General features: G+C 46.7%; 15 protein-coding genes. 7 read left to right on the top strand and 8 right to left on the bottom strand.

Annotation, left to right across the window (positions count from 1 at the left end; all coding sequences use genetic code 11):
- Positions 1 to 195: 195 nt before the first annotated feature.
- Both ACFOEE_RS19085 and ACFOEE_RS19080 read right to left on the bottom strand, forming a co-directional pair.
- A complete protein-coding gene (locus tag ACFOEE_RS19085; protein WP_377128230.1) occupies positions 196 to 975 on the bottom strand; it encodes a nucleoside-binding protein in 780 nt (259 codons plus the stop codon).
- A 101-nt stretch (positions 976 to 1,076) separates the two neighbouring features.
- The gene (locus tag ACFOEE_RS19080; protein WP_377128227.1) at positions 1,077 to 2,390 is read right to left on the bottom strand and encodes a Na+/H+ antiporter NhaC family protein; all 1,314 of its coding nucleotides are present in this window, start codon (positions 2,388 to 2,390) and stop codon (positions 1,077 to 1,079) included.
- Positions 2,391 to 2,747: 357 nt separating this feature from the next.
- Between ACFOEE_RS19080 and dapB the strand changes: the two genes are divergently transcribed.
- From dapB to greA, 4 genes are all read left to right on the top strand, one after another.
- Positions 2,748 to 3,554 (top strand): 4-hydroxy-tetrahydrodipicolinate reductase, encoded by an 807-nt coding sequence (gene dapB, locus ACFOEE_RS19075; RefSeq protein WP_377128224.1) that lies wholly within the window; start codon positions 2,748 to 2,750, stop codon positions 3,552 to 3,554.
- A gap of 207 nt (positions 3,555 to 3,761) precedes the next feature.
- Positions 3,762 to 4,898 (top strand): glutamine-hydrolyzing carbamoyl-phosphate synthase small subunit, encoded by a 1,137-nt coding sequence (carA, locus tag ACFOEE_RS19070; RefSeq protein WP_377128221.1) that lies wholly within the window; start codon positions 3,762 to 3,764, stop codon positions 4,896 to 4,898.
- A gap of 17 nt (positions 4,899 to 4,915) precedes the next feature.
- The gene (carB, locus tag ACFOEE_RS19065) at positions 4,916 to 8,134 is read left to right on the top strand and encodes a carbamoyl-phosphate synthase large subunit (protein WP_377128218.1); all 3,219 of its coding nucleotides are present in this window, start codon (positions 4,916 to 4,918) and stop codon (positions 8,132 to 8,134) included.
- Positions 8,135 to 8,177: 43 nt separating this feature from the next.
- A complete protein-coding gene (gene greA / locus ACFOEE_RS19060) occupies positions 8,178 to 8,654 on the top strand; it encodes a transcription elongation factor GreA (protein ID WP_377128215.1) in 477 nt (158 codons plus the stop codon).
- Between the two features lie 103 nt (positions 8,655 to 8,757).
- On the opposite strand, the gene nagA is transcribed toward greA, so the two are convergent.
- From nagA to agaR, 5 genes are read right to left on the bottom strand one after another with little or no spacing between them, the layout of a single operon-like run.
- The gene (nagA, locus tag ACFOEE_RS19055) at positions 8,758 to 9,909 is read right to left on the bottom strand and encodes an N-acetylglucosamine-6-phosphate deacetylase (RefSeq protein ID WP_377128213.1); all 1,152 of its coding nucleotides are present in this window, start codon (positions 9,907 to 9,909) and stop codon (positions 8,758 to 8,760) included.
- On the bottom strand, positions 9,906 to 10,808 hold the full coding sequence (locus tag ACFOEE_RS19050; protein ID WP_377128210.1) for an ROK family protein: 903 nt from the start codon (positions 10,806 to 10,808) through the stop codon (positions 9,906 to 9,908). Before ACFOEE_RS19050 ends, nagA begins: the two co-directional genes overlap by 4 nt.
- Positions 10,809 to 10,819: 11 nt before the next feature.
- On the bottom strand, positions 10,820 to 11,935 hold the full coding sequence (locus ACFOEE_RS19045) for an SIS domain-containing protein (protein ID WP_377128207.1): 1,116 nt from the start codon (positions 11,933 to 11,935) through the stop codon (positions 10,820 to 10,822).
- Positions 11,936 to 11,944: 9 nt separating this feature from the next.
- Complete coding sequence (locus ACFOEE_RS19040; RefSeq protein WP_377128204.1) at positions 11,945 to 13,225, bottom strand: D-tagatose-bisphosphate aldolase, class II, non-catalytic subunit; 1,281 nt, start codon at positions 13,223 to 13,225, stop codon at positions 11,945 to 11,947.
- Positions 13,226 to 13,236: 11 nt separating this feature from the next.
- Positions 13,237 to 14,007, bottom strand: a complete 771-nt coding sequence (gene agaR / locus ACFOEE_RS19035) for a transcriptional repressor AgaR (protein ID WP_377128201.1) — start codon at positions 14,005 to 14,007, stop codon at positions 13,237 to 13,239.
- A 362-nt stretch (positions 14,008 to 14,369) separates the two neighbouring features.
- On the opposite strand from agaR, the gene ACFOEE_RS19030 reads away from it, so the two are divergent.
- From ACFOEE_RS19030 to ACFOEE_RS19020, 3 genes are all read left to right on the top strand, one after another.
- Positions 14,370 to 15,755 carry a Gfo/Idh/MocA family protein gene (locus ACFOEE_RS19030; protein ID WP_377128198.1) on the top strand — a complete coding sequence of 462 codons (1,386 nt, stop codon included), beginning with the start codon at positions 14,370 to 14,372 and terminating at the stop codon, positions 15,753 to 15,755.
- Between the two features lie 197 nt (positions 15,756 to 15,952).
- Positions 15,953 to 18,775: a TonB-dependent receptor gene (locus ACFOEE_RS19025; RefSeq protein ID WP_377128195.1), complete on the top strand. Its 2,823-nt coding sequence runs from the start codon at positions 15,953 to 15,955 to the stop codon at positions 18,773 to 18,775.
- Positions 18,776 to 18,819: 44 nt separating this feature from the next.
- On the top strand, positions 18,820 to 20,175 hold the full coding sequence (locus ACFOEE_RS19020) for a DUF3472 domain-containing protein (RefSeq protein ID WP_377128192.1): 1,356 nt from the start codon (positions 18,820 to 18,822) through the stop codon (positions 20,173 to 20,175).
- A gap of 42 nt (positions 20,176 to 20,217) precedes the next feature.
- Here ACFOEE_RS19020 and ACFOEE_RS19015 read toward each other — a convergent pair whose 3' ends face one another.
- Positions 20,218 to 20,592, bottom strand: coding sequence for a PH domain-containing protein (locus tag ACFOEE_RS19015; RefSeq protein WP_377128189.1), 375 nt, complete (start codon positions 20,590 to 20,592; stop codon positions 20,218 to 20,220).
- Positions 20,593 to 20,754 lie beyond the last annotated feature (162 nt).

The following is a 20,754-nucleotide window of genomic DNA, read 5'->3' as shown; positions in this document are numbered from 1 at the left end:
GGTGAACTCTCGATACTCACTGTGCTTATTAGATCAAAGGGCTAGATCTGTGTCTAGCCCTTTTTCAACAGTCTGAAAGCTCGCAGTTGCGAGCTTTTTTATTTCCCGTATGTTTATCGCCTATATACGAGCGCGCTGTAATCCCAATCCTCTTAATTAAGTGATCTATTTTGAGGATTGCTATAAATGCGACGCTTAAAAAGTCCAAGCCAAATGGATTTGTGGCACCGATTCATCCGTATCAGTACCGAGCTTATTACGCCAGTATTGCCATTCCACCCCAAGCATTAAGGTGTTTTCTTTGTTGCCAAGCGCATAACCCAAATCCCATTCCAAAATAGGTTGCGCCAATATCCAATCTTTTACTTCACTGCCAAGCTCATTACGACGCCCATCTATGTATTCCACATGACCCGTTAATAAAAACTTTTGTGAGCCCAGCATAAACGGGTAACCCCATGCAATATCCAGCATCCAGCTGTTGCTTTCAGTCGGTGCGCCTTGCTTCGCAAGCCCGCTGCTGTCATCAATATAGCCCGTTAAGCTAGTGGAGAAAAACGTAAAGCCTGGTAAATCCCAATGCAGTTTTACGCCGGGCAAATACTTCATCACTTTGGCATCGCCCGCTGCGTTGATACCCATCACCGCACTGACATCTTTGACGGCGCCAAATGACCAATCACCGCCAAGGGTTTTTGATAAACTCAGCGCACTGTACCATTCACCATAAAAGTCGCCATCTTGATAACCATCAGTGAGATCGTCTTTGGTGTAATCAATAAAAAAGAAATTGTCACCGTAGTCGTAACCAGAGACATGTTGCAGCGAATAAATCGTTGCATTGCTTTGTTGCTGGCTAAACGGATTTTTAAATTCACCATGATTAAGATGAAGTTGGGTTGTGCTCCAATTTGCCGCCATTACCGACGACGAACACATGAGTGTGCAAAACGCAATTGCAGAGAGTTGTTTCATATATTTTTGCTAACTTGAGGATAAATCCTTGCCAGTATAGCAGAAAATATTTCAAGCCAGTGACACCGCCACTGGCTTGCATAATTTATTTCATAATCCGCTTAAGCTTTATCGCGACGTAAGCAAATCACCGCAATCGCGGTAAACGCTAAGATAAAGCAATAGAAAGACGAGGTAGACACTTGCCATGGACTGATTTTAAACGTGGCGCCAAGCAACAAGGCTTGCGCACCATAAGGTAAGGAGCCTTGCATCACACAGGCGAAAATATCTAACAAACTCGCTGAGCGCTTAGCTGAAATCTCGCCATCCTCAGCAAGTTTTTTCGCCACAGGGCCGGCCACAATGATAGATACCGTATTGTTGGCAATACACAAGTTACTGGTCAGTACCAAAAACGCAATACCCAGTTGGTCTGCTACTTTACGATGCCATTTTGCAACGACTGCGGTTAACTTCTGCACCAGTTTCGCTAGGAAATCTAGACCACCATTAATACGGATAAATTCCGACAGGCCACCAATGAACATCGACAACAGGAAAATCTCCTGCATGTCAGTAAAGCCTTTGTAGATGTCTTTGACAAAACTCGCTGTCTCATAGCCCGTGGTAAAACCCATTAGTGCCGCAAAAACGATACCACTCATCAGTACCACGAACACATTAAAGCCCATCACCGCAAGAACTAAAATAAAGGCATATGGTAACACCAATAGCCAATCAAATGCTTTGGTATCAACCACTTGCGGCTCTGGCGTCAAGAACACCAACAGCAATACGGTTAATGCTGCAGCAGGCATAGCAATTTTTAAATTCTCGCGGAACTTGTCTTTCATTTCACACCCTTGAGTGCGAGTTGCAGCAATCGTGGTATCCGAAATAATCGATAAGTTGTCGCCAAACATGGCACCTGACACCACAGTGCCAGCCATCAGTGCGGGATCGATACCGGTTTTCACGCTAATCGCATAAGCAATTGGGCCAATTGCCCCTATGGTGCCCATGGAGGTGCCCATAGCTGTCGATACTACAGCGGCAATTAAAAATAAACCCGGTAATAAAAACGCTGGCGGTATTAAAGACAAGCCCGCATTTACCACCGCATCAACCCCACCTGTGGCTCCCGCCACCGCAGAGAATGCACCTGCTAAAAGGTAAATCAAGCACATAGTAATAATGTTACTGTGCCCTGCCCCTTTGATGAAGGTTTCAACACTTTGATTTATTGATGCTTTATTAAACCAAAACGCTAGCACTATAGCGGGTAAAATTGCCACTGGTGCAGGTAACTGGTAGAAGGCGTAATCCACACCTTGAGATTGTAGGTATAACCCTGCGCCCAAAAATAGGCCAACAAAAGTTAATAAAGGTAACAGCGATAAAATCGCGCGTTGTTTGTTATAGGTTGGCTGCATAGCACTCCTCATCAAATCACCACAGCCAAGTACTGCAAGCAAGTACTGAGTTATTAGCTGCATTTGTATAAACTTCACGCCCGCAATAATCAAAATCGGCGAATGCGGAAGTTTATACATATAGATGGCTAAAGTCCATGGTGATCTATTATTATTATTCTATGAATTATTCTCTGAGTTAACGTCCTGACTATTACACAGAGATCCGATAAACTCTAGGTGGGAATTTCACTTTCAGAGGCATTACCAGTACTTAGCACCGGATAACTGGCTCATCACGGCCATCTATGTGTGCATTAGATATTGCTAAGCCACAGCGAAATGCCGCTTCAATAGCTAAACAACAAGAGACAAAATATGGACCGTATCGGAATTTTCGGTGCCAATGGCCGCATGGGCCAAGCACTGATTGATGCCTGTGCCTTGAGCAAGCAGGCACAATTAACCGCCGCGTTTGTGCGCGCAGCATCGCCATTGGCGGCAACGCCGATTCATCATCTAAATAAACAAGCACCGCTAGACCTCAGTTTTGCTTGTGAATCTTCACTACAAGCATGCTCTGCCGACGTGCTAATTGATTTCACCTTACCCGAAGGCATGCGCACGCATTTAGCCAAAGCGGTTGAATTTAAACTCCCCATGGTCATTGGCACCACAGGTTTGAGTCATGATGACAAACTGCTGCTGCAACAAGCCGCTCAGCACATCCCCATCGTTTTTTCGCGCAATTATAGCGTGGGGGTAAATTTGCTGCTTAACTTAGTCCAAGTTGCCGCAAGTAAGCTTGCCGATGAGCTAGACATTGAAATTTTTGAAGCTCATCACCGCCATAAAATCGATGCGCCATCAGGCACTGCACTGATGATTGGCGAAGCCATCGCGGCTGCAAAAGGTTGGGATCACGACAATGTAGCGCGCTATGACCGTAGTCAATCACATGAAGCAAAATCACAACAAGAAATTGGCTATTCGGTGCTAAGAGCGGGTGATATTGTTGGTGAACATACAGCTTACTTCGCTACCATGGGGGAAAGGCTTGAAATCACCCACAAAGCCTCATCTCGTCTGACCTTTGCCCAAGGGGCGGTAAGGGCTGCGCAGTGGTTAAGGAATAAACCTGAAGGACTTTATGATATGCAAGATGTGCTGGGATTAAAGCAGTAAGCATAGAATTTTAGCAGTTTCGTTAATTTTTGTTTATGAGATGCTTATTTTTAATTTTTTTAAGATGAGCATTAGACGAATCTAGCAATTTGCTGTAGACTATGTGGAATTTGCCAAAAATTTACAAACTGCGTGTTACCAAGCGCTTAATAAACGGGACGTAATGCGTAATAGCAGCTCCCGTTTTTTTCTATCTAGGAGGTTAACTTGACTAAATCCGCTCTGTTAGTCCTTGAAGACGGCACAGTGTTTCGCGGTACTGCCATTGGTGCCGACGGTATTTCTGTCGGTGAGGTAGTATTCAATACGTCGATGACCGGTTATCAAGAAATCTTGACCGACCCGTCTTACGCGGAACAAATTGTTACTCTTACTTACCCGCACATCGGTAATACGGGTACTAACAGCGAAGACGAAGAAGCGGACAAGATCTGGGCTAAGGGCCTAGTGATCCGTGATTTGCCACTGCTTGCGAGTAATTTCCGTAACCAACAATCATTAAGCGACTACCTAAAAGCGCGTAACATTCTAGGTATTGCGGATATTGATACCCGTAAACTGACTCGCATCCTGCGTGATAAAGGTGCTCAGAACGGTTGTATCATTGCCGGTGACAATGTCGATGAGCAACAAGCATTGGAAGCTGCCAAAGCGTTTCCTGGCTTAAAAGGCATGGATTTAGCGAAAGTTGTATCAGCCAAAGCACCATTTGAATGGCGTGAATCAAGTTGGGCTTTGGGCGAAGGCTTCAAAACATTAGCAACCGAAGATGAGCGTTTCCACGTTGTTGCTTATGACTATGGAGTGAAAAGAAACATCTTACGGATGTTGGTAGACAGAGGGTGTAAGCTGACGGTGGTTCCAGCGCAGACATCGGCAGCAGAAGTATTAGCGTTGAATCCAGACGGGATCTTCCTCTCTAACGGCCCTGGTGACCCTGAACCTTGTACTTACGCAATTGACGCAATTAAAACCTTCCTAGAAACAGACACTCCAATATTCGGCATTTGCCTTGGTCACCAATTATTAGCGTTGGCCTCAGGTGCGAAAACAGTAAAAATGAAATTCGGCCACCACGGTGGTAACCACCCTGTTAAAGACCTCGACCGCAATGTTGTGATGATCACCGCGCAAAACCACGGTTTCGCTGCTGATGAAGCGACCCTGCCAAGCAACCTTCGTGCTACTCACGTATCGCTGTTTGATGGCTCGCTGCAAGGTATTCACCGTACTGACAAGCCAGCGTTTAGCTTCCAAGGTCACCCAGAAGCAAGCCCAGGTCCACACGATGCCGCACCGTTGTTCGACCATTTCATTGAATTAATGCAAGCTCGCAAAGCCTAATTGATACCGGAGTCAAAATGCCAAAACGTACCGATCTAAAAAGCATTCTTATCTTAGGCGCAGGCCCGATTGTTATCGGCCAAGCGTGTGAGTTTGACTACTCTGGCGCGCAAGCGTGTAAAGCGCTAAAAGAAGAAGGCTACCGAGTTATCCTAGTTAACTCAAATCCAGCAACCATTATGACTGACCCAGAAATGGCCGATGCGACGTACATCGAGCCAATTCACTGGGAAGTAGTAGAAAAGATCATCGCTAAAGAGCGTCCATGTGCAGTATTACCAACCATGGGTGGCCAAACCGCGCTAAACTGCGCTCTTGACCTTGACCGCCATGGCGTACTCGCGAAATACGACGTAGAGCTAATCGGTGCTACAGCGGATGCGATTGATAAAGCAGAAAACCGTGAACGCTTCGATAAAGCCATGAAAAACATTGGCCTTGAGTGTCCACGCGCTGAAATAGCGCACTCAATGGAAGAAGCACTAGATATCCTGACTCGTATCGGCTTCCCTTGTATTATCCGCCCATCATTCACTATGGGTGGTACAGGTGGTGGTGTTGCCTACAACATGGAAGAGTTCGAAGAGATCTGTACTCGTGGTCTTGACCTATCTCCAACCAAAGAGCTGCTTATCGACGAGAGCTTAATCGGTTGGAAAGAGTACGAGATGGAAGTGGTTCGTGACAAAAACGACAACTGTATCATCGTTTGTTCGATTGAAAACTTTGACCCTATGGGCGTTCACACGGGTGACTCAATCACAGTAGCACCTGCACAAACACTGACTGACAAAGAATACCAAATCATGCGTAATGCCTCGATGGCAGTACTGCGTGAAATTGGTGTTGAGACCGGCGGTTCAAACGTACAGTTTGGTGTAAACCCAGCTGATGGCCGTATGGTTATCATCGAGATGAACCCGCGTGTATCACGTTCATCTGCGCTAGCGTCAAAAGCGACAGGTTTCCCTATCGCGAAAATCGCAGCTAAATTAGCCGTAGGTTACACCCTAGACGAGCTTAAAAACGACATCACAGGCGGTGCGACTCCTGCGTCTTTCGAACCTTCAATCGACTACGTGGTAACTAAGATCCCACGTTTTAACTTCGAAAAGTTTGCTGGTTCTAACGACCGTTTGACTACCCAGATGAAGTCTGTGGGTGAAGTGATGGCGATTGGTCGTAACCAACAAGAATCGCTACAAAAAGCGTTACGTGGTCTTGAAGTTGGCGCAACAGGTTTCAACCCTATCGTTGCACTGGATGACCCTAACGCACGTGAGAAAATCGTGCATGAGCTACGCGAGCCAGGCGCAGAGCGTATTTGGTACGTAGCAGATGCCATTCGTCACGGTATGTCTATCGAAGAAGTCTATGAGTTAACTAAGATTGACCATTGGTTCCTAGTGCAAATCGAAGATATTCTTAAAGACGAAGCGAAAATCAAAGAAGTGGGCATGGCGGGTCTAACTGAAGACTTCCTACGCAAACTTAAGCGCAAAGGCTTTGCTGACGCGCGTATCGCAGAAATCGCGGGCGTTTCAGAAACTGAAATTCGTAAAAAGCGTCATACACTTAACATCGTGCCAGTTTATAAGCGCGTTGATACGTGTGCCGCGGAATTTAGCTCAGACACAGCTTACATGTACTCAAGCTATGACGAAGAGTGTGAAGCGCAGCCGTCTGATAAAGACAAGATCATGGTTATCGGTGGTGGTCCAAACCGTATCGGCCAAGGTATCGAGTTCGATTACTGCTGTGTGCACGCGGCGTTGGCAATGCGTGAAGATGGTTATGAAACCATTATGGTTAACTGTAACCCAGAAACCGTATCAACTGACTACGATACCTCTGACCGTTTATATTTCGAGCCAATTACGCTGGAAGACGTGTTAGAAATCGTCCGCGTTGAAAAGCCAAAAGGCGTTATCGTGCAATACGGTGGTCAAACACCACTAAAACTTGCGCGTGCCCTTGAAGCGAACGGCGTGCCAATCATTGGTACTTCGCCAGATGCGATTGACCGTGCTGAAGACCGTGAGCGTTTCCAACATTTAGTTGAGCGTTTAAACCTACTTCAACCAGAAAACGCGACTGTCACATCACTTGAAGAAGCTGTGGTTAAGTCTCAAGAAATCGGCTTCCCACTGGTTGTTCGTCCATCATACGTACTAGGTGGTCGCGCCATGGAAATCGTTTACGACGAAGACGACCTACGTCGTTACATGACGCACGCGGTGTCGGTATCGAATGAAGCGCCAGTATTACTTGACCGTTTCCTTGACGATGCAACAGAAGTTGACGTAGACGCAATCTGTGACGGTCAAGAAGTGTTGATTGGCGGTATCATGGAGCACATCGAACAAGCCGGTGTTCACTCTGGTGACTCTGCGTGTTCACTACCTGCACACTCACTGTCTGAAGAAATTCAGAACGTCATGCGTGAGCAAGTAAAAGCCATGGCGCTTGAGCTAGGTGTAGTGGGTCTAATGAACACCCAGTTTGCGGTGAAAGATGGCCAGGTTTACTTAATCGAAGTCAACCCACGTGCTGCGCGTACTGTACCATTTGTATCAAAAGCTACGGGTGTTGCGCTGGCTAAAGTCGCGGCGCGTTGTATGGTTGGTCAATCTCTGCAATCACAAGGCGTGACCAAAGAAGTTATTCCACCATACTACAGCGTGAAAGAAGTCGTACTGCCGTTTGCTAAGTTCCCAGGTGTTGACCCAATGCGTGGCCCAGAGATGCGTTCAACGGGTGAAGTAATGGGTGTTGGTGAAAACTTCGCCGAAGCGTTTGCAAAAGCGCAATTAGGTGCGGGTAATACTTTACCACGCGGTGGTCGCGCGTTACTATCTGTGCGCAATGGCGACAAAGCACGCGTTGTTGAACTAGCAAAAACCATGAAAGCTCTTGGTTTTGAGCTAGATGCAACTTCAGGTACTGCTGCGGCAATCGAAGCTGCGGGTATCGAAGTACGTCGCGTGAACAAAGTGTTCGAAGGCCGTCCTCATATTCTTGACCGTATCAAGAACAAAGAGTATAGCTATATCGTAAACACCACTGAAGGTCGCCAAGCCATTGAAGATTCAAAGGTGTTACGTCGTGGTGCGCTACAGCACAAGATTAACTATACCACGACGTTGAACGCAGCCTTCGCAAACTGTACTGCTCACTCAGCAGACGACAGAGCGAAAGTAAGCTCAGTTCAAGAGCTACACCAGCGATTAAACTAAGGACCGTGCTGGGGCATTTGCCCCAGCGAGAAGTGAGATATCTATGCAATCAATTCCGATGACTGTACGAGGCGAGAAAATGCTTCGCGACGAACTGAATCACTTGAAAACTGTGGTACGTCCAAAAATCATCGCCGACATCGCCGAAGCGCGTGAGCACGGTGATTTAAAGGAAAACGCAGAGTATCACGCCGCGCGTGAGCAACAAGGGTTCTGTGAGGGACGCATTCAAGAAATTGAAGCTAAGCTATCTACAGCACAAGTGATCGATATCACCAAAATCGCCAACAACGGCAAAGTCATTTTTGGCGCTACAGTGACGATTTTGAATGTCGAAACGGATGCTGAAGTAACCTATCGCATCGTTGGCGACGATGAAGCCAATATCAAAGAAAATTTGATTTCGGTGAACTCTCCTATCGCGCGTGGCTTAATCACTAAGGAAGTGGATGATACTGTCAATATTCAAACACCAAATGGTGTGGTTGAATATGAAATCATCGATGTCCAATACGTGTAAGTCAGGCATTAAAGGTGCCCAGCACTTTTAAGAGAAAGGCCGTTTATGTTAAGTAAACGGCCTTTTTTGTTTTTGCTACTGTTAGTTATTTTATTAGGGCGTGTTAACCATAGACTTGTTTACCGGCAACCCAAGTTGCTATCACTTCACCACTACTATCCAGCGCACATAGGTCGGCAAATTTCCCTACACAAATCGAACCAGTTTGCGCTGCAATACCTAAAAATCGTGCGGGTACTAATGAAGCCATTTTTACCGCATCTAACTCGCTGACTTCGGTTTGCTCACGCAAAAAACGCAAGGCTTTATCTAACGTTAGTGTGCTCCCTGCAAGCGAACCTTCATCAGTGGTGGCGATACCATTGTTGACATTGATTGCCATTTCACCTAATTGATAACGTCCATCGACTAAGCCACCAGCATTGACGCAATCGCTGATAAGGGTCATATGCTCTGCGCCTTTGAGTCGATAAATTAAATCAACTACCGCGGGGTGTAAATGCACCCCATCTGCAATCAGCTCAACCAGAGCCTCTTGGCGATGTAATAATGCCCCTACCGTCCCCGGTTCACGGTGATGTAATCCACGCATGCCATTAAACACATGTACACCACCGCACGCACCTGCATTGAGCGCATCACAAGTGGTGTCATAACTACTGTCACAATGACCAAGCAGTACTTTAATTCCCTGCTCGCTTAACCAGCGAATGATCTGCTGGGCATTTTCCAGCTCTGGGGCAAGGGCCACAACTTTTAGGCTAGCGCCCGCAGCGGCAAGCATTTGTTCAAAATACTGCTGTTCTAGTGGCAAGAAAAAGTGGGTATTGTGCGCGCCTTTAAAGCGACTAGAAAAGAACTGCCCTTCGCTGTAGGCGCCAAGTAGTCTCGCCCCCTCGTTAATAGGATTTGCCATCACTTGCTTCACACAGCGCAGTGCAGCTAAGGTCTGCTGCCAATCGGCGGTGACTGTAGTGGCCAAAAAGCCAGTCACGCCATATTTTGCCAGTGAACAAGCTATGCGCTGTAAACTTTCAGGTTTGGCGTCCATGACATCAGCGCCTTCACGGCCATGAATGTGTAAATCTATCATTCCCGGCATGAGCGTGAGCTCAGGTAAATCTATTATCTCAATACTAGGATCTGGCTGCACTGTGATAGCGGCAATGCGCTCCCCCGCTATTAATACGGCATGACCTGTTAAAATAGCATCTAAGGTAATAATACGTTTTGGGCGTAAATAGAATGAGCTCATAGCTGACTACCCAAAATGGCTGCACCACGCGCGCCACTGGCGTCACCAAAACGCGCACGGATAATTTTTGGCACACTAATATTATTAAACACATGCTGACTGATGGCTGCTGGGAGCGTTTCTACGACTTCATCGACCAACGACATCCCCCCGCCTAATACTATGACCTCTGGGTCGTAAGCCATCACAATATTGGCAAACGCGCTGCCCAGTAAGTCCATGTAGCAACTAAAACTATTAATAGCAATAGGCAGATCTTGGCGTAACTGCGCAACTATTTCGACACTGCTTAAACATTCGCCACCATGATGTTGATAAATGCGTGCAAGACCAGGGCCAGCAATGTAACGCTCAAGGCAACCTGTTAACCCGCAGCCACAGCTTTCAATTGGCAGTTGGTATTTTTGAAACAAATGTGCCGGTAGCGGATGATGACCATATTCACCCGCAATACCCTGCGCCGACTTATATAACTGACCGTCGATACACATGCCACCCGCGGCACCCGTGCCGATGATAGCGCCATAAACCCGAGAATACCCTTCGCCTGCGCCACCGCTCCCTTCAGAAAGTGCAAAGCAGCGGCAGTCATTCTCAATTGCGATGTTGCGGCCAAGCAGTAGCTCTAAATCATCTGCCACCCGCTTGCCATTTGCGTATGGTAGATTGGCACTCAGCACTTCTCCATCTGCATTGACTATCCCCGGCATGCCGATACCGACTTTACCACTGCAGTGATATTTTTCATCAGCATTGGCAATAAGCCCGCTAAGCGCCTGGAGAAAATCAGTATAGCTATGTTGCGGTGTGGCTTGTCGCCAGCTTTCAAGTAAATTCAAGTCGCTGTCAAACACCGCAATTTCTATTTTGGTTCCACCTATGTCTACGCCGTAGATCATGTTTTTTGCTCTTATTGTAATGGATGGATAATAACACCTTGCACCACCCGATTAACTTCTCCGGATGGGCAAGGGTTATCAGGGGAAATCCCCAAGGAGATGGCTTTAAAGCAGGCCAGTATTTGGCAATACACGATATAAATCAGCCCCAGCCAAACATCGTCAAGCGCATTTAAATCCGTCATAAACTGCGCTTGGCTCAGAGCTATCACATGGGCTTTACCATCACGCGCCAGCTCGCGTTGTAAGTCTAAGTCGTAACGGGCCGCATATTCATCGCTGGACTGCAGGAGCACCACTAAGGTCTCTTTATTGATCATTGACTTTGGACCATGGCGAAAGCCGAGTGGCGTTTCAAAGCTACTCCAGATCTGGCCTGCGCTCAGTTCCAAGTATTTCAGCGCCGCTTCCTGTGCAAAGCCTTTTAACGCCCCACTGCCAAGAAACACCACGCGACTAAATGGCACTTCAGCAAGGGCTTGTAAAGCATTTGCTTCTTCGCAAATCAAACGTGCGGTGGCATTAGCAACCGCACTTAGCTGTTGCTGATCTGGTGAAAAGGCCTGTAAACATGCCACCAGCATAGTCGTGAACGAACTGGTCATAGCAAAACTTTTATCTAGTGTCGCCTCTGGCATCAACACTGCGAAGCCATTAGCGCGCTGTGCCACTGCATGATGCAAAGCACCGTTGGCATTACAGCTAAAGCTAAGATGATAAAGGTCGCTATGGCATAGCTCTGCCAATGTTAATGCCGCGACACTTTCGGGGCTATTGCCTGAGCGCGCAAAAGATACCAACAGAGTTGGGCTTTTATCGGCAAAATAACGCGCAGGATGCGACACCAGATCTGTGGTTGCAATGGCTTCTACGCGCCGCGCGAGTTTGTCGCTAAGATAATCGGCCAAAACATCGCCAACATAGGCCGAAGTACCAGCCCCTGTTAGAATGATCCGTAGTGCTGGCGTACTCAGCCGCGCCTGTAAAAAGTCTTGTAATGCGGGTAACGTCGCAAGATGCTCAGCAACAGCCAGCCAAGTCTGTGGCTGCTGGGTAATTTCGCGCGTGGTATGAATAGCATGCACATCATCCGCTTGTTTTTGGTTCAAGCCTAAATAATTCATCATCGCCACTCCTTACAACTGACCACAAGCACTGGCATAACGGGCAATCACCCGCTCTACATAATGAGTGGCAAAGCGCTTGCCTTGCCCCTCGTTATTCTTGGCTATATCGAGCTCAGCGGCATAAGGTAAATATTGGCGCAACAACGGCTTTGGAATGTGCAGAGTGTTAATATTGGCAATTAGCTTACTGACCGCCGCTTGCACATGAGGTTTGGTCCAAAAATAACGAATGCGATCACTTAAGCTAAAATAGCATTGCATCGCTTGCGCTGTGCTCGTGCCGTGATAGAAGCGCTGCCAACTGGCAGGCTCTGTAGCCATGTCATTGGCAACGACTTGACGTAAGTGGCTTTGCTGTAATGGGGCAACTAGCAACTCTTCGATATGAGATAGGCCGAACAACGCCTCTCTTAAAGCAAACGTGAGCTCTGGGCCTACTTTTAAAATAGCAAAGTGATTTTCCACCAACTGTGCGAGTTGTTGAGTGTGTTGATAATCTGTTGAGTGGGCTTCGTATACCCAAGTATGCGTCGGCGACACTAGCGTTTTCAATGCGGCTGCTTTGCTCGCATCAAATTGCACCACCTGCCAATTGTCAAACTCAACCCCAGGTTGCACCACTACGCCAATCACACGTTGCCATGCCTCTGCCAATCCCGCAGCAAAAAACGCTTTTTGATGCAGTTGTAAGGTACGTTCAACATCGCTAACCGCCGTAACCGTAAGGCTATCAATCACTTCATCAGCCCCGCCGGGTGGCGGTACTTCAGTGCCAATTACATAATAAATATCACTTTTGCCAAATTCAGTACGCGCGGTTTGCTCAGCAATGGCACACAGTCTTGCAGCTCGCGCAGCTATTTCGTTCTCGCATAATGGCAAACTATCATCTGCACACGCCATACTGGTATCCAGATGGATCTTCTTAAAACCTGCTCGAACGTAGTCAGCGATTAAGCTATCAGCTAACATCATCGCCTCTTCGGCTGGTTTATGTTGCCAACACACAGGGCCTAGATGGTCACCACCAAAATGGATAAGTGCTTCGTCACAATCGAGGTTTTTCGCCATCGACTTTACAAACTGAATAAAGTCAGCAGGCTGCATGGCGGTATAGCCGCCAAATTGATTTACCTGATTCGCAGTGGCTTCAATAAGTACATCAAGTTGGTGAGTTTTCGCATGGTTTAATGCCGCTTCTATTACCCACGGATGTGCTGAACACACCGAAAAAATACCTTTATTTTCACCTTGGCGATTTGCCGCCAACTGCTGCAACAGGTTTTGCATGCTTACCTCAATTATTGTTCTACCAGAATTAATCGCACCCCAGCCTGAGTAAACGCTTGCCGATAATCTTCAGGTAAACCGTGATCGGTCACTAAAATATCGAGCTCGTCCAAGGCTAAGATTTTATGTAAGCCGCGCCTTGCGAACTTACTTGAATCCGTTACAGCAATTACAGTACGCGCGGCTTCGCACATCACCCGGTTAAGATGGGCTTCATATTCAAAGTGGGTCGTAATGCCCAACTCCAAATCTAAGCCATCGACACCAAGTACCACTTTGTCAAAATGGAACTGCTGCAAGTTACTTTCCGCTTGGCGACCGTAAAACGACAACGATTTCTTACGTAACGTGCCGCCTGTCATACGAACTTCCACTCCATCGGCACTGACCAGTTGCTGCGCGACATTCAGACCATTGGTCATCACCACCAGATTCTGGTGTTGTGCCAAGCTCTTAGCCACTTCTTCCGTGGTTGTGCCTGAATCAAGGATGATGGACTCTCCATCTTCGATAAGTTTCGCCACAGCAACGGCGAGGCGCTGTTTTACGGCCTGATTCGCATCATGTTTTTCATTCACCGATAGCTCTTTACTCAGACGTGAGCTGGCCATGGCACCACCATGAGCTCTGACAATTAACCCGCGTTGATCTAACTCATTCAGATCGCTTCGAATCGTCACAGTTGAGACGGAGAAATGCGCCGCTAACTCAGGTACTGTGACCTTGCCCTTGGTGGCAATTAGCTGCACGATTTCATGACGTCTCTCAATGGTATTTAACATAGTGTTATCCTGTATAAGCTAAATTCATCTTACGAATGCTTTCATTTGCTTTCAAGTTGTTTTTGAAATTATTTTCATCTTCTTCTGTTTGGTGCTGCGACGTTTTCCGCCGCTGCCTCTATCTTGAACCATCCTGCCGCTGCACTCAACTTTATTTATCTTTATGTTTTTAATGATTAAAAAATATTACCATGGGCATCAATACGGTATTTAAAACACGGCTACTATGGTTTTCAAAGTCGCCACAAGTTTTTCTACACAACAAAAATGAAAGCATTTGAAAGTTTATTTCTTGCACAAACTTTTCTTTGATGTTACTAATGATAAAAGTGAAATAGAAATTGTTAAAAAGAGGCTGAAAAATGAATGAGAATAATCGCCGCCAGTTTTTAAAAACCGCAGCTAAAGCAGGGGCAATAGCGGCCGCAGGGGGCGTACTTGCAGCGTGCAGTAGCACAGGTAATAGCAAACCGCTGTTCAATCGCGCCCAAGGCACATCGGTGTTTGGCCTAACCATCCCCAAAATGGAAGTGGTCAGAGTTGCATTTATCGGCGTAGGTGAACGCGGTAGTGGCGCAGTAAAGCACTTTTGCCATCTTGATGGCGTTGAAATTAAAGCCGTTTGCGATACTGATCCGCTAGTCGTTGAGCGCGCCTTAAAAATCTGTCGCGGCAATAACAAACCGCTACCCCAAACTTATGGTAATGGTGACTACGATTACCGTCGCATGCTTGAGCGTCAAGACATTGATATTGTGATTATCTCTACGCCATGGCAATGGCATACCGTGATGTCCGTAGATACCATGGAAAGCGGTAAACACGCTTTTGTTGAAGTGCCCGCTTGCGTATCCGTTGACGAAGCTTGGCAGTTGGTGAACACCTCGGAGCGTACGCAAAAAAATTGTATGATGCTTGAAAACGTCTGTTACGGCCGCGACGAGCTCATGGTACTCAACATGGCACGCCAAGGTTTGTTTGGTGAATTGTTACACGGCGAAGCGGCGTACATTCACGAGCTACGTTGGCAAATGAAAGAGCTAACCCGCAAAACGGGTTCTTGGCGTACTTTTTGGCACACCACAGTCAATGGCAACCTTTACCCGACCCATGGCTTGGGGCCTGTATCTCAATATATGAATATCAACCGCGGTGACCGCTTTGACTATATCACCTCGATGAGTTCCCCTGCCTTAGGCCGCGCGGCCTACGCCAAACGTGAGTTTCCTGCCGATCACAGCCGCAATAAACTCAAATATATTGCGGGGGATATGAACACCAGCATCATCAAGACTGTCAAAGGCCGCACTATTATGGTGCAGCATGACACCACCACCCCACGCCCTTATTCACGCCATAACCTTATTCAAGGTACCAACGGCGTATTCGCAGGGTTTCCAAACCGCATCGCATTAGAAAACAACAACCGCCTTGATAATTACCATGAATGGGATTTCGACATGGATTATTGGTATGGCAAATACGACCACCCACTTTGGCAACGTATGGGCCGTGAAGCTGAGCGTAATGGCGGCCATGGCGGGATGGATTTTTTGATGTTCTGGCGCATTGTGTACTGCCTGCGTAACGGCGAGCCGCTCGATCAGGATGTTTATGATGCAGCTGCATGGTCGGTCGTGTTCCCACTGTCAATGCAATCAGTGGCAGAGCGCTCCGCCTCAAAAGATTTCCCGGACTTTACCCGTGGTGCTTGGCAAAGCAATGCACCGCTGGCCATTGTCCGATAGCAAAAAATCAGCACGCTGGCTTGTTGGGGAATATAACCAAACTACTTGACGTTACAGGTAGGCAGCAAGTAAGCGAATCCCATCAGCATAAATAAATTATGTGATTGGGGTGCGCAAACGTAGCCAACACCGCGGCGGCCTCAAGTAGGCAGGATATAAACAGCGTGCTTAAACACCAACCTATCGAGGGCACAATTGTGAACAATAATAATCGTAAAACAGGACACTCTGCACTCGCTTTGGCTATTTATTCTGCATTAGCAAGTTCAGCAGTGTATGCAGAAGAAGCCGACGGCGCCAAGTCTACTCAGGAAAGTATCGAAGTCGTTGAAGTAAAAGGGATCCGCAGTAGTATTAAAGAATCCCTATTTCTTAAACAAAACGCCACTGCGGTGGTTGACTTAGTCGTCGCAGACGACATAGGGAAGTTCCCTGATGAGAACCTCGCTGAAGCACTGCAGCGTATTCCCGGCATCACCATTACCCGCAATGGTGGTGAAGGCCAAAAAATCTTAGTGCGAGGTATGGGCTCTGGCTACAACGTGACCACCCTCAATGGTCGTAAACTTGCGTCAGAAGATGCTGGCCGCGATTTTAACTACGACACTATCGCGTCAGAACTCGTTAATGTCTTAAAGGTCTACAAATCACCAGAAGCGCGATTAATTGAAGGCGGCATTGGTGCGATTATCGACATAGAAACCCGTAAACCACTTGCCCTCGATGGCTTTACGGTGTCGGCCTCAGCCAAAGGCATTTATGAATCGCGTACCAAAGATACCAATCCGCATGCCTCTTTTATTATTGGCGACAAATTAGACGACGATACATTTGGTGTGTTGTTCTCTGCGGTCTACTCGAAAAAAACCCTACGTGAGGATAGTTATTCTGCCGCTGGTTTCTTCGACGAAGACGAAGGTTGGGGAGCTGACAGTGCAGGTGTACCAGTAGACACCAATAACAATGGTAAAATTGACTCGGTAGACGAGATATTTGCCTCAAAAATCCCAAGCTACATGTATTTTACCAATGCTCAGGATACTCGTACACGTTTGGGTGCGACCCTGGCGTTGCAATGGCGTCCAAGTGATCAACTGGACGTCAACTTCGATGCACTCTATTCTCGTTACAACACGGACGGCCATAAATACCAAATTGGTTTTGTAAACTATGATGAATCGTGGACTCCCGGCACACCGCTATTTACCAATGCCGAATTTGACGAATTAAACCGCGTGGTCGCTATGCGCCAAAGTGGCGATGCCACTATGGTCGAGCTGCTAAACCTTAGTGAACCCAGAAAAACCGATACATATCAAATTGGTCTCAACACCGTTTGGCATTATTCACCGTCATTAAAGATCACAGCAGATCTCGCCTATTCCGAAGCGAAAAATCAAAACGCAGGGGATAATCGTTTTATCGTTGCGCGCGGCTTTGTTGATAGTATTGATATCAACTACAACACTGGCAACTTGCTGCCTGACGTTACGCTCGCTCCCGGTTTAACCGCAGATCAAGACTATGGTGCACATTACAGCTTAAACTCAGGCACAGGTGTCACAGATAAAGTGACTGATTTAAAACTTTTTGCGCAATACCTACCAGAAAGCGAAGGTTTACTTGCTAGCGTTGACTTTGGTGTGTCTTACATCAAGCAAAGCAAAGGTCAGAATGGCTTCCGCTCCAGTAACCCAAGCCAATTTAGCCGTGGTGGCTTTTATCTCAACCGCGACGGTTATCAATTTGACAACAGCTCAGTATTTAACCGTGGTGAATTTGAACTGTTTAAAATCCCGACCAATGTATTTGTACCTGCAAACTTCGATAATTTCCTTGATGGTGAAAATAGTGTTTCGCCGGAACCTTGGCCAAGCTTTGATTATGACAAACTATTGGCTTACTTCCGTTCATTAAATAGTGCCGCAGCAGATAAAAGTATCGTTGCGAGCGTACAAAAAGCCGATACCTATGAAGTGAGTGAGGCCGTCACCAGTGCTTTTGTTCAGGCAAACCTGCAAGATACTATTGCAGATATGCCGTTTAACCTTAACTTGGGTTTGCGGGCGAGCAAAACCACCATAGACTCGATGGGCTATCTGTATAACTTTGATGCTATCGTGCTAGATGATGCCAATAAGCCGAGTAGCAATGAGTGGCAAAAAACCACTTATGTGACGCACTCTGACGATTACACATCGGTTTTACCAAGCATGAACTTCAAACTCAATATTGAGGATGATTTGGTGTTTAGAAGCTCAGTGGCAAAAGTACTGAGCCGCCCCGCCTTGCAATACCTGCGGATCTGGGCCGCACCTAACTTTACGACATTCAAAGAGGGCTTGCCGACTCTCTCTATGGGTAATCCTGGGGTTGAACCAGAGAAAGCCGTACAAGCAGATTTCACTTTAGAATGGTACCACGGTGACACAAATTCAATCAGTGGGGGATTGTTCTTTAAAGACATTGAATCCTTTATCAGTAAGACCGACCGCGCTATAACCCTTGGTCAAAATAGCTACTACGCCTCTGTTCCGACGGCTGGTCAATACGGTGCAAAAGTATCTGGTGCGGAATTCGCTTTATCACAATCTTTTGATGAGTATTTGCCTGAGCCATTCAACGGCTTTGGGGTGCAATTTAACTATACTTATGTGAAAAGTAACTATGATGATCCTGAGCTAAAAGCCAAAGGCTTACCATTTCAAGGTATGTCGAAAAATTCCTACAATGCGGTGGTTTATTACGAGCAATATGGCTTCCAAGCAAGGCTTGCCTATAACTGGCGTAGTCGCTATTTAGTCGACCCTGAAGCGTGGGGTGGCCCAGCTTGGATAAAAGACTATGGCCAGCTTGATGCCAGCGCCAGTTACGATATCTATGAAAATATCAGTATTTTCGCTGAAGCCAGTAACTTGACCAATAATCGCCATTGGGGTTATGTCAAACGTGATGACCAAGTAAGCAATCTTGAGCGTTTTGGTACCCAAATTGCGCTAGGGATCCGTGGCTCGTTCTAGTTTCAACATAGTAGCCCGGCGTAGCCGGGCATTAAGGAAAAACCATGATACACATGTTTAGAAACACCCTAGTTACCAGCACTGTCGCTTTACTTGTCGCATGCGGTGACGGTAGTGAAACTAATGCAACATCTACATCAGTATCCACCCCCGTCATAGCAGAGAAAGCGCCTGCAGCGGTTAATTACACCGAACAAGTACTGACCTCAGCCAATACTTGGGTCGATGGCAGCATCACTCAGTCTGCTAACCTCATCAGCGACTCCGGTATTTCAAACTGGCAAAGCACTGAAGACGTGCTGACTACTTATGTTTATTTCAACCAAACTGGTCAAGTCAATGTCGCACTTTCCATTGCAAAAGCGGCTGGTAAAAGTACGCTTAGCCTCGAAATGGCTAATAAGCTCACGGAATTTGATGTGGACGCCAATCAAACGCAAATTGAGCTCGGAGAATTTACGGTCACTCAACTTGGCTATCAGCGCATTACCTTACGTGGGATAAAAAAATCAGCCCAGCACTTTCCGAGCATCAGTGCGATTAAGCTTGGTGGCGAGGCGCTCAACACGCCTCCATTTTATGTTCGCGATGATGTCTACTGGGGTCGTCGTGGCCCGTCAGTGCACTTGAGTTATCAGCTCCCTGATGCCAGTGCAGACTACCAGTGGTTTTATAATGAAGTCACAGTCCCTGAGGGCTATGACCCTATTGGTAGCTATTTTATGGCCAATGGTTTTGCTGAAGGTTACTTTGGTATTCAAGTAAATAGTGCGCAAGAGCGACGGGTGCTGTTTTCTGTTTGGAGCCCCTACCAGACAGACGACCCAAGCACCATCCCCGAAGCATATCGTGTCAAATTGCTGCGTAAAGGCGATGCGGTGAATACCGGTGAGTTTGGCAATGAAGGTTCAGGTGGGCAAAGTTTCTTGCGTTACACTTGGCAAGCAGGCCAAAGCTATCGCTTTTTGCTGAGCGTAAAACCTTCCGACACCTTAGCTGAACACACCGAATATACGGCCTACTTCTTTGCACCCGAGCTCAACCAATGGCAGCTTATCGCGAGTTTTGCACGCCCACAAACCGCCACTTACTTAAGCCGCCCACATAGCTTTTTAGAGAATTTTATTCCTGAGGCTGGTCACTTAGAACGTAAAGCGTTCTACACCAACCAATGGGTAGCGACCACAGATGGCCGGTGGTCAGCCCTGACACAAGCGACTTTTACTTATGATGCTACTGCGAGAAAACAGTCACGCCGCGACTATCAAGGGGGGGTGGAGGAAAACCGTTTTTATCTAAGAAATACCGGTTTCTTTAGTGACAGTACCGAATATCATAGTGTTTTTACAACACAGCCAGCAACCAATGTACCTGACATAAAGTTTGAGCAACTTCCTTAAACTGCGCGGCAATCTAGGGCTCCCCTCTAGATTGCCTATCAATTACAAGCAGTACTGCGAAATAATCCGATAAACGTCGTTAATGTTATCACCGGCTTTAAACTCTTTGACCAAAGGCATAGGATCTGAGCCAATCCAGATTTTTAGTTCAGAATCTAAATCAAAATGCCCTGCTGATTCTTTACTGAATTTGGTGATTTTGCTGTAAGGAATGGTCAGCATTTCTACTTTAGAGCCCGTCATACCTTGTTTATCAATGAGAATAAGACGTTTATTGGTAAACACGAACATATCGCGGATCACTTGATACGCTTTCTCAACCTGCTCACCTGCGATCAGGGTATCGTTTAACAGTTTGTCTAACTTGTCGCTATCTACTTCACTGGCGTTGCCCATTAGACCACTAAATAATCCCATTTTTAATTTCCTTGCGGCTAGTTTCAGTCAGCCCAGTTTAGGTGACATAAGCAAAAAACGAAAGACAAAAAAGCCAGACAAGTGTCTGGCTTGCAGATTGATGATAAACCCTGCTTTTTTAAGCGGGGTTTATTTTTTCGATAGTTAGGTCGTTTTTTCTAG

This window comes from Pseudoalteromonas fenneropenaei (assembly GCF_042643375.1).
GTDB lineage: Bacteria > Pseudomonadota > Gammaproteobacteria > Enterobacterales > Alteromonadaceae > Pseudoalteromonas > Pseudoalteromonas fenneropenaei.
Note: the sequence above shows the minus strand (reverse complement) of the source record. Positions and strands in the feature narration are given on the sequence as shown.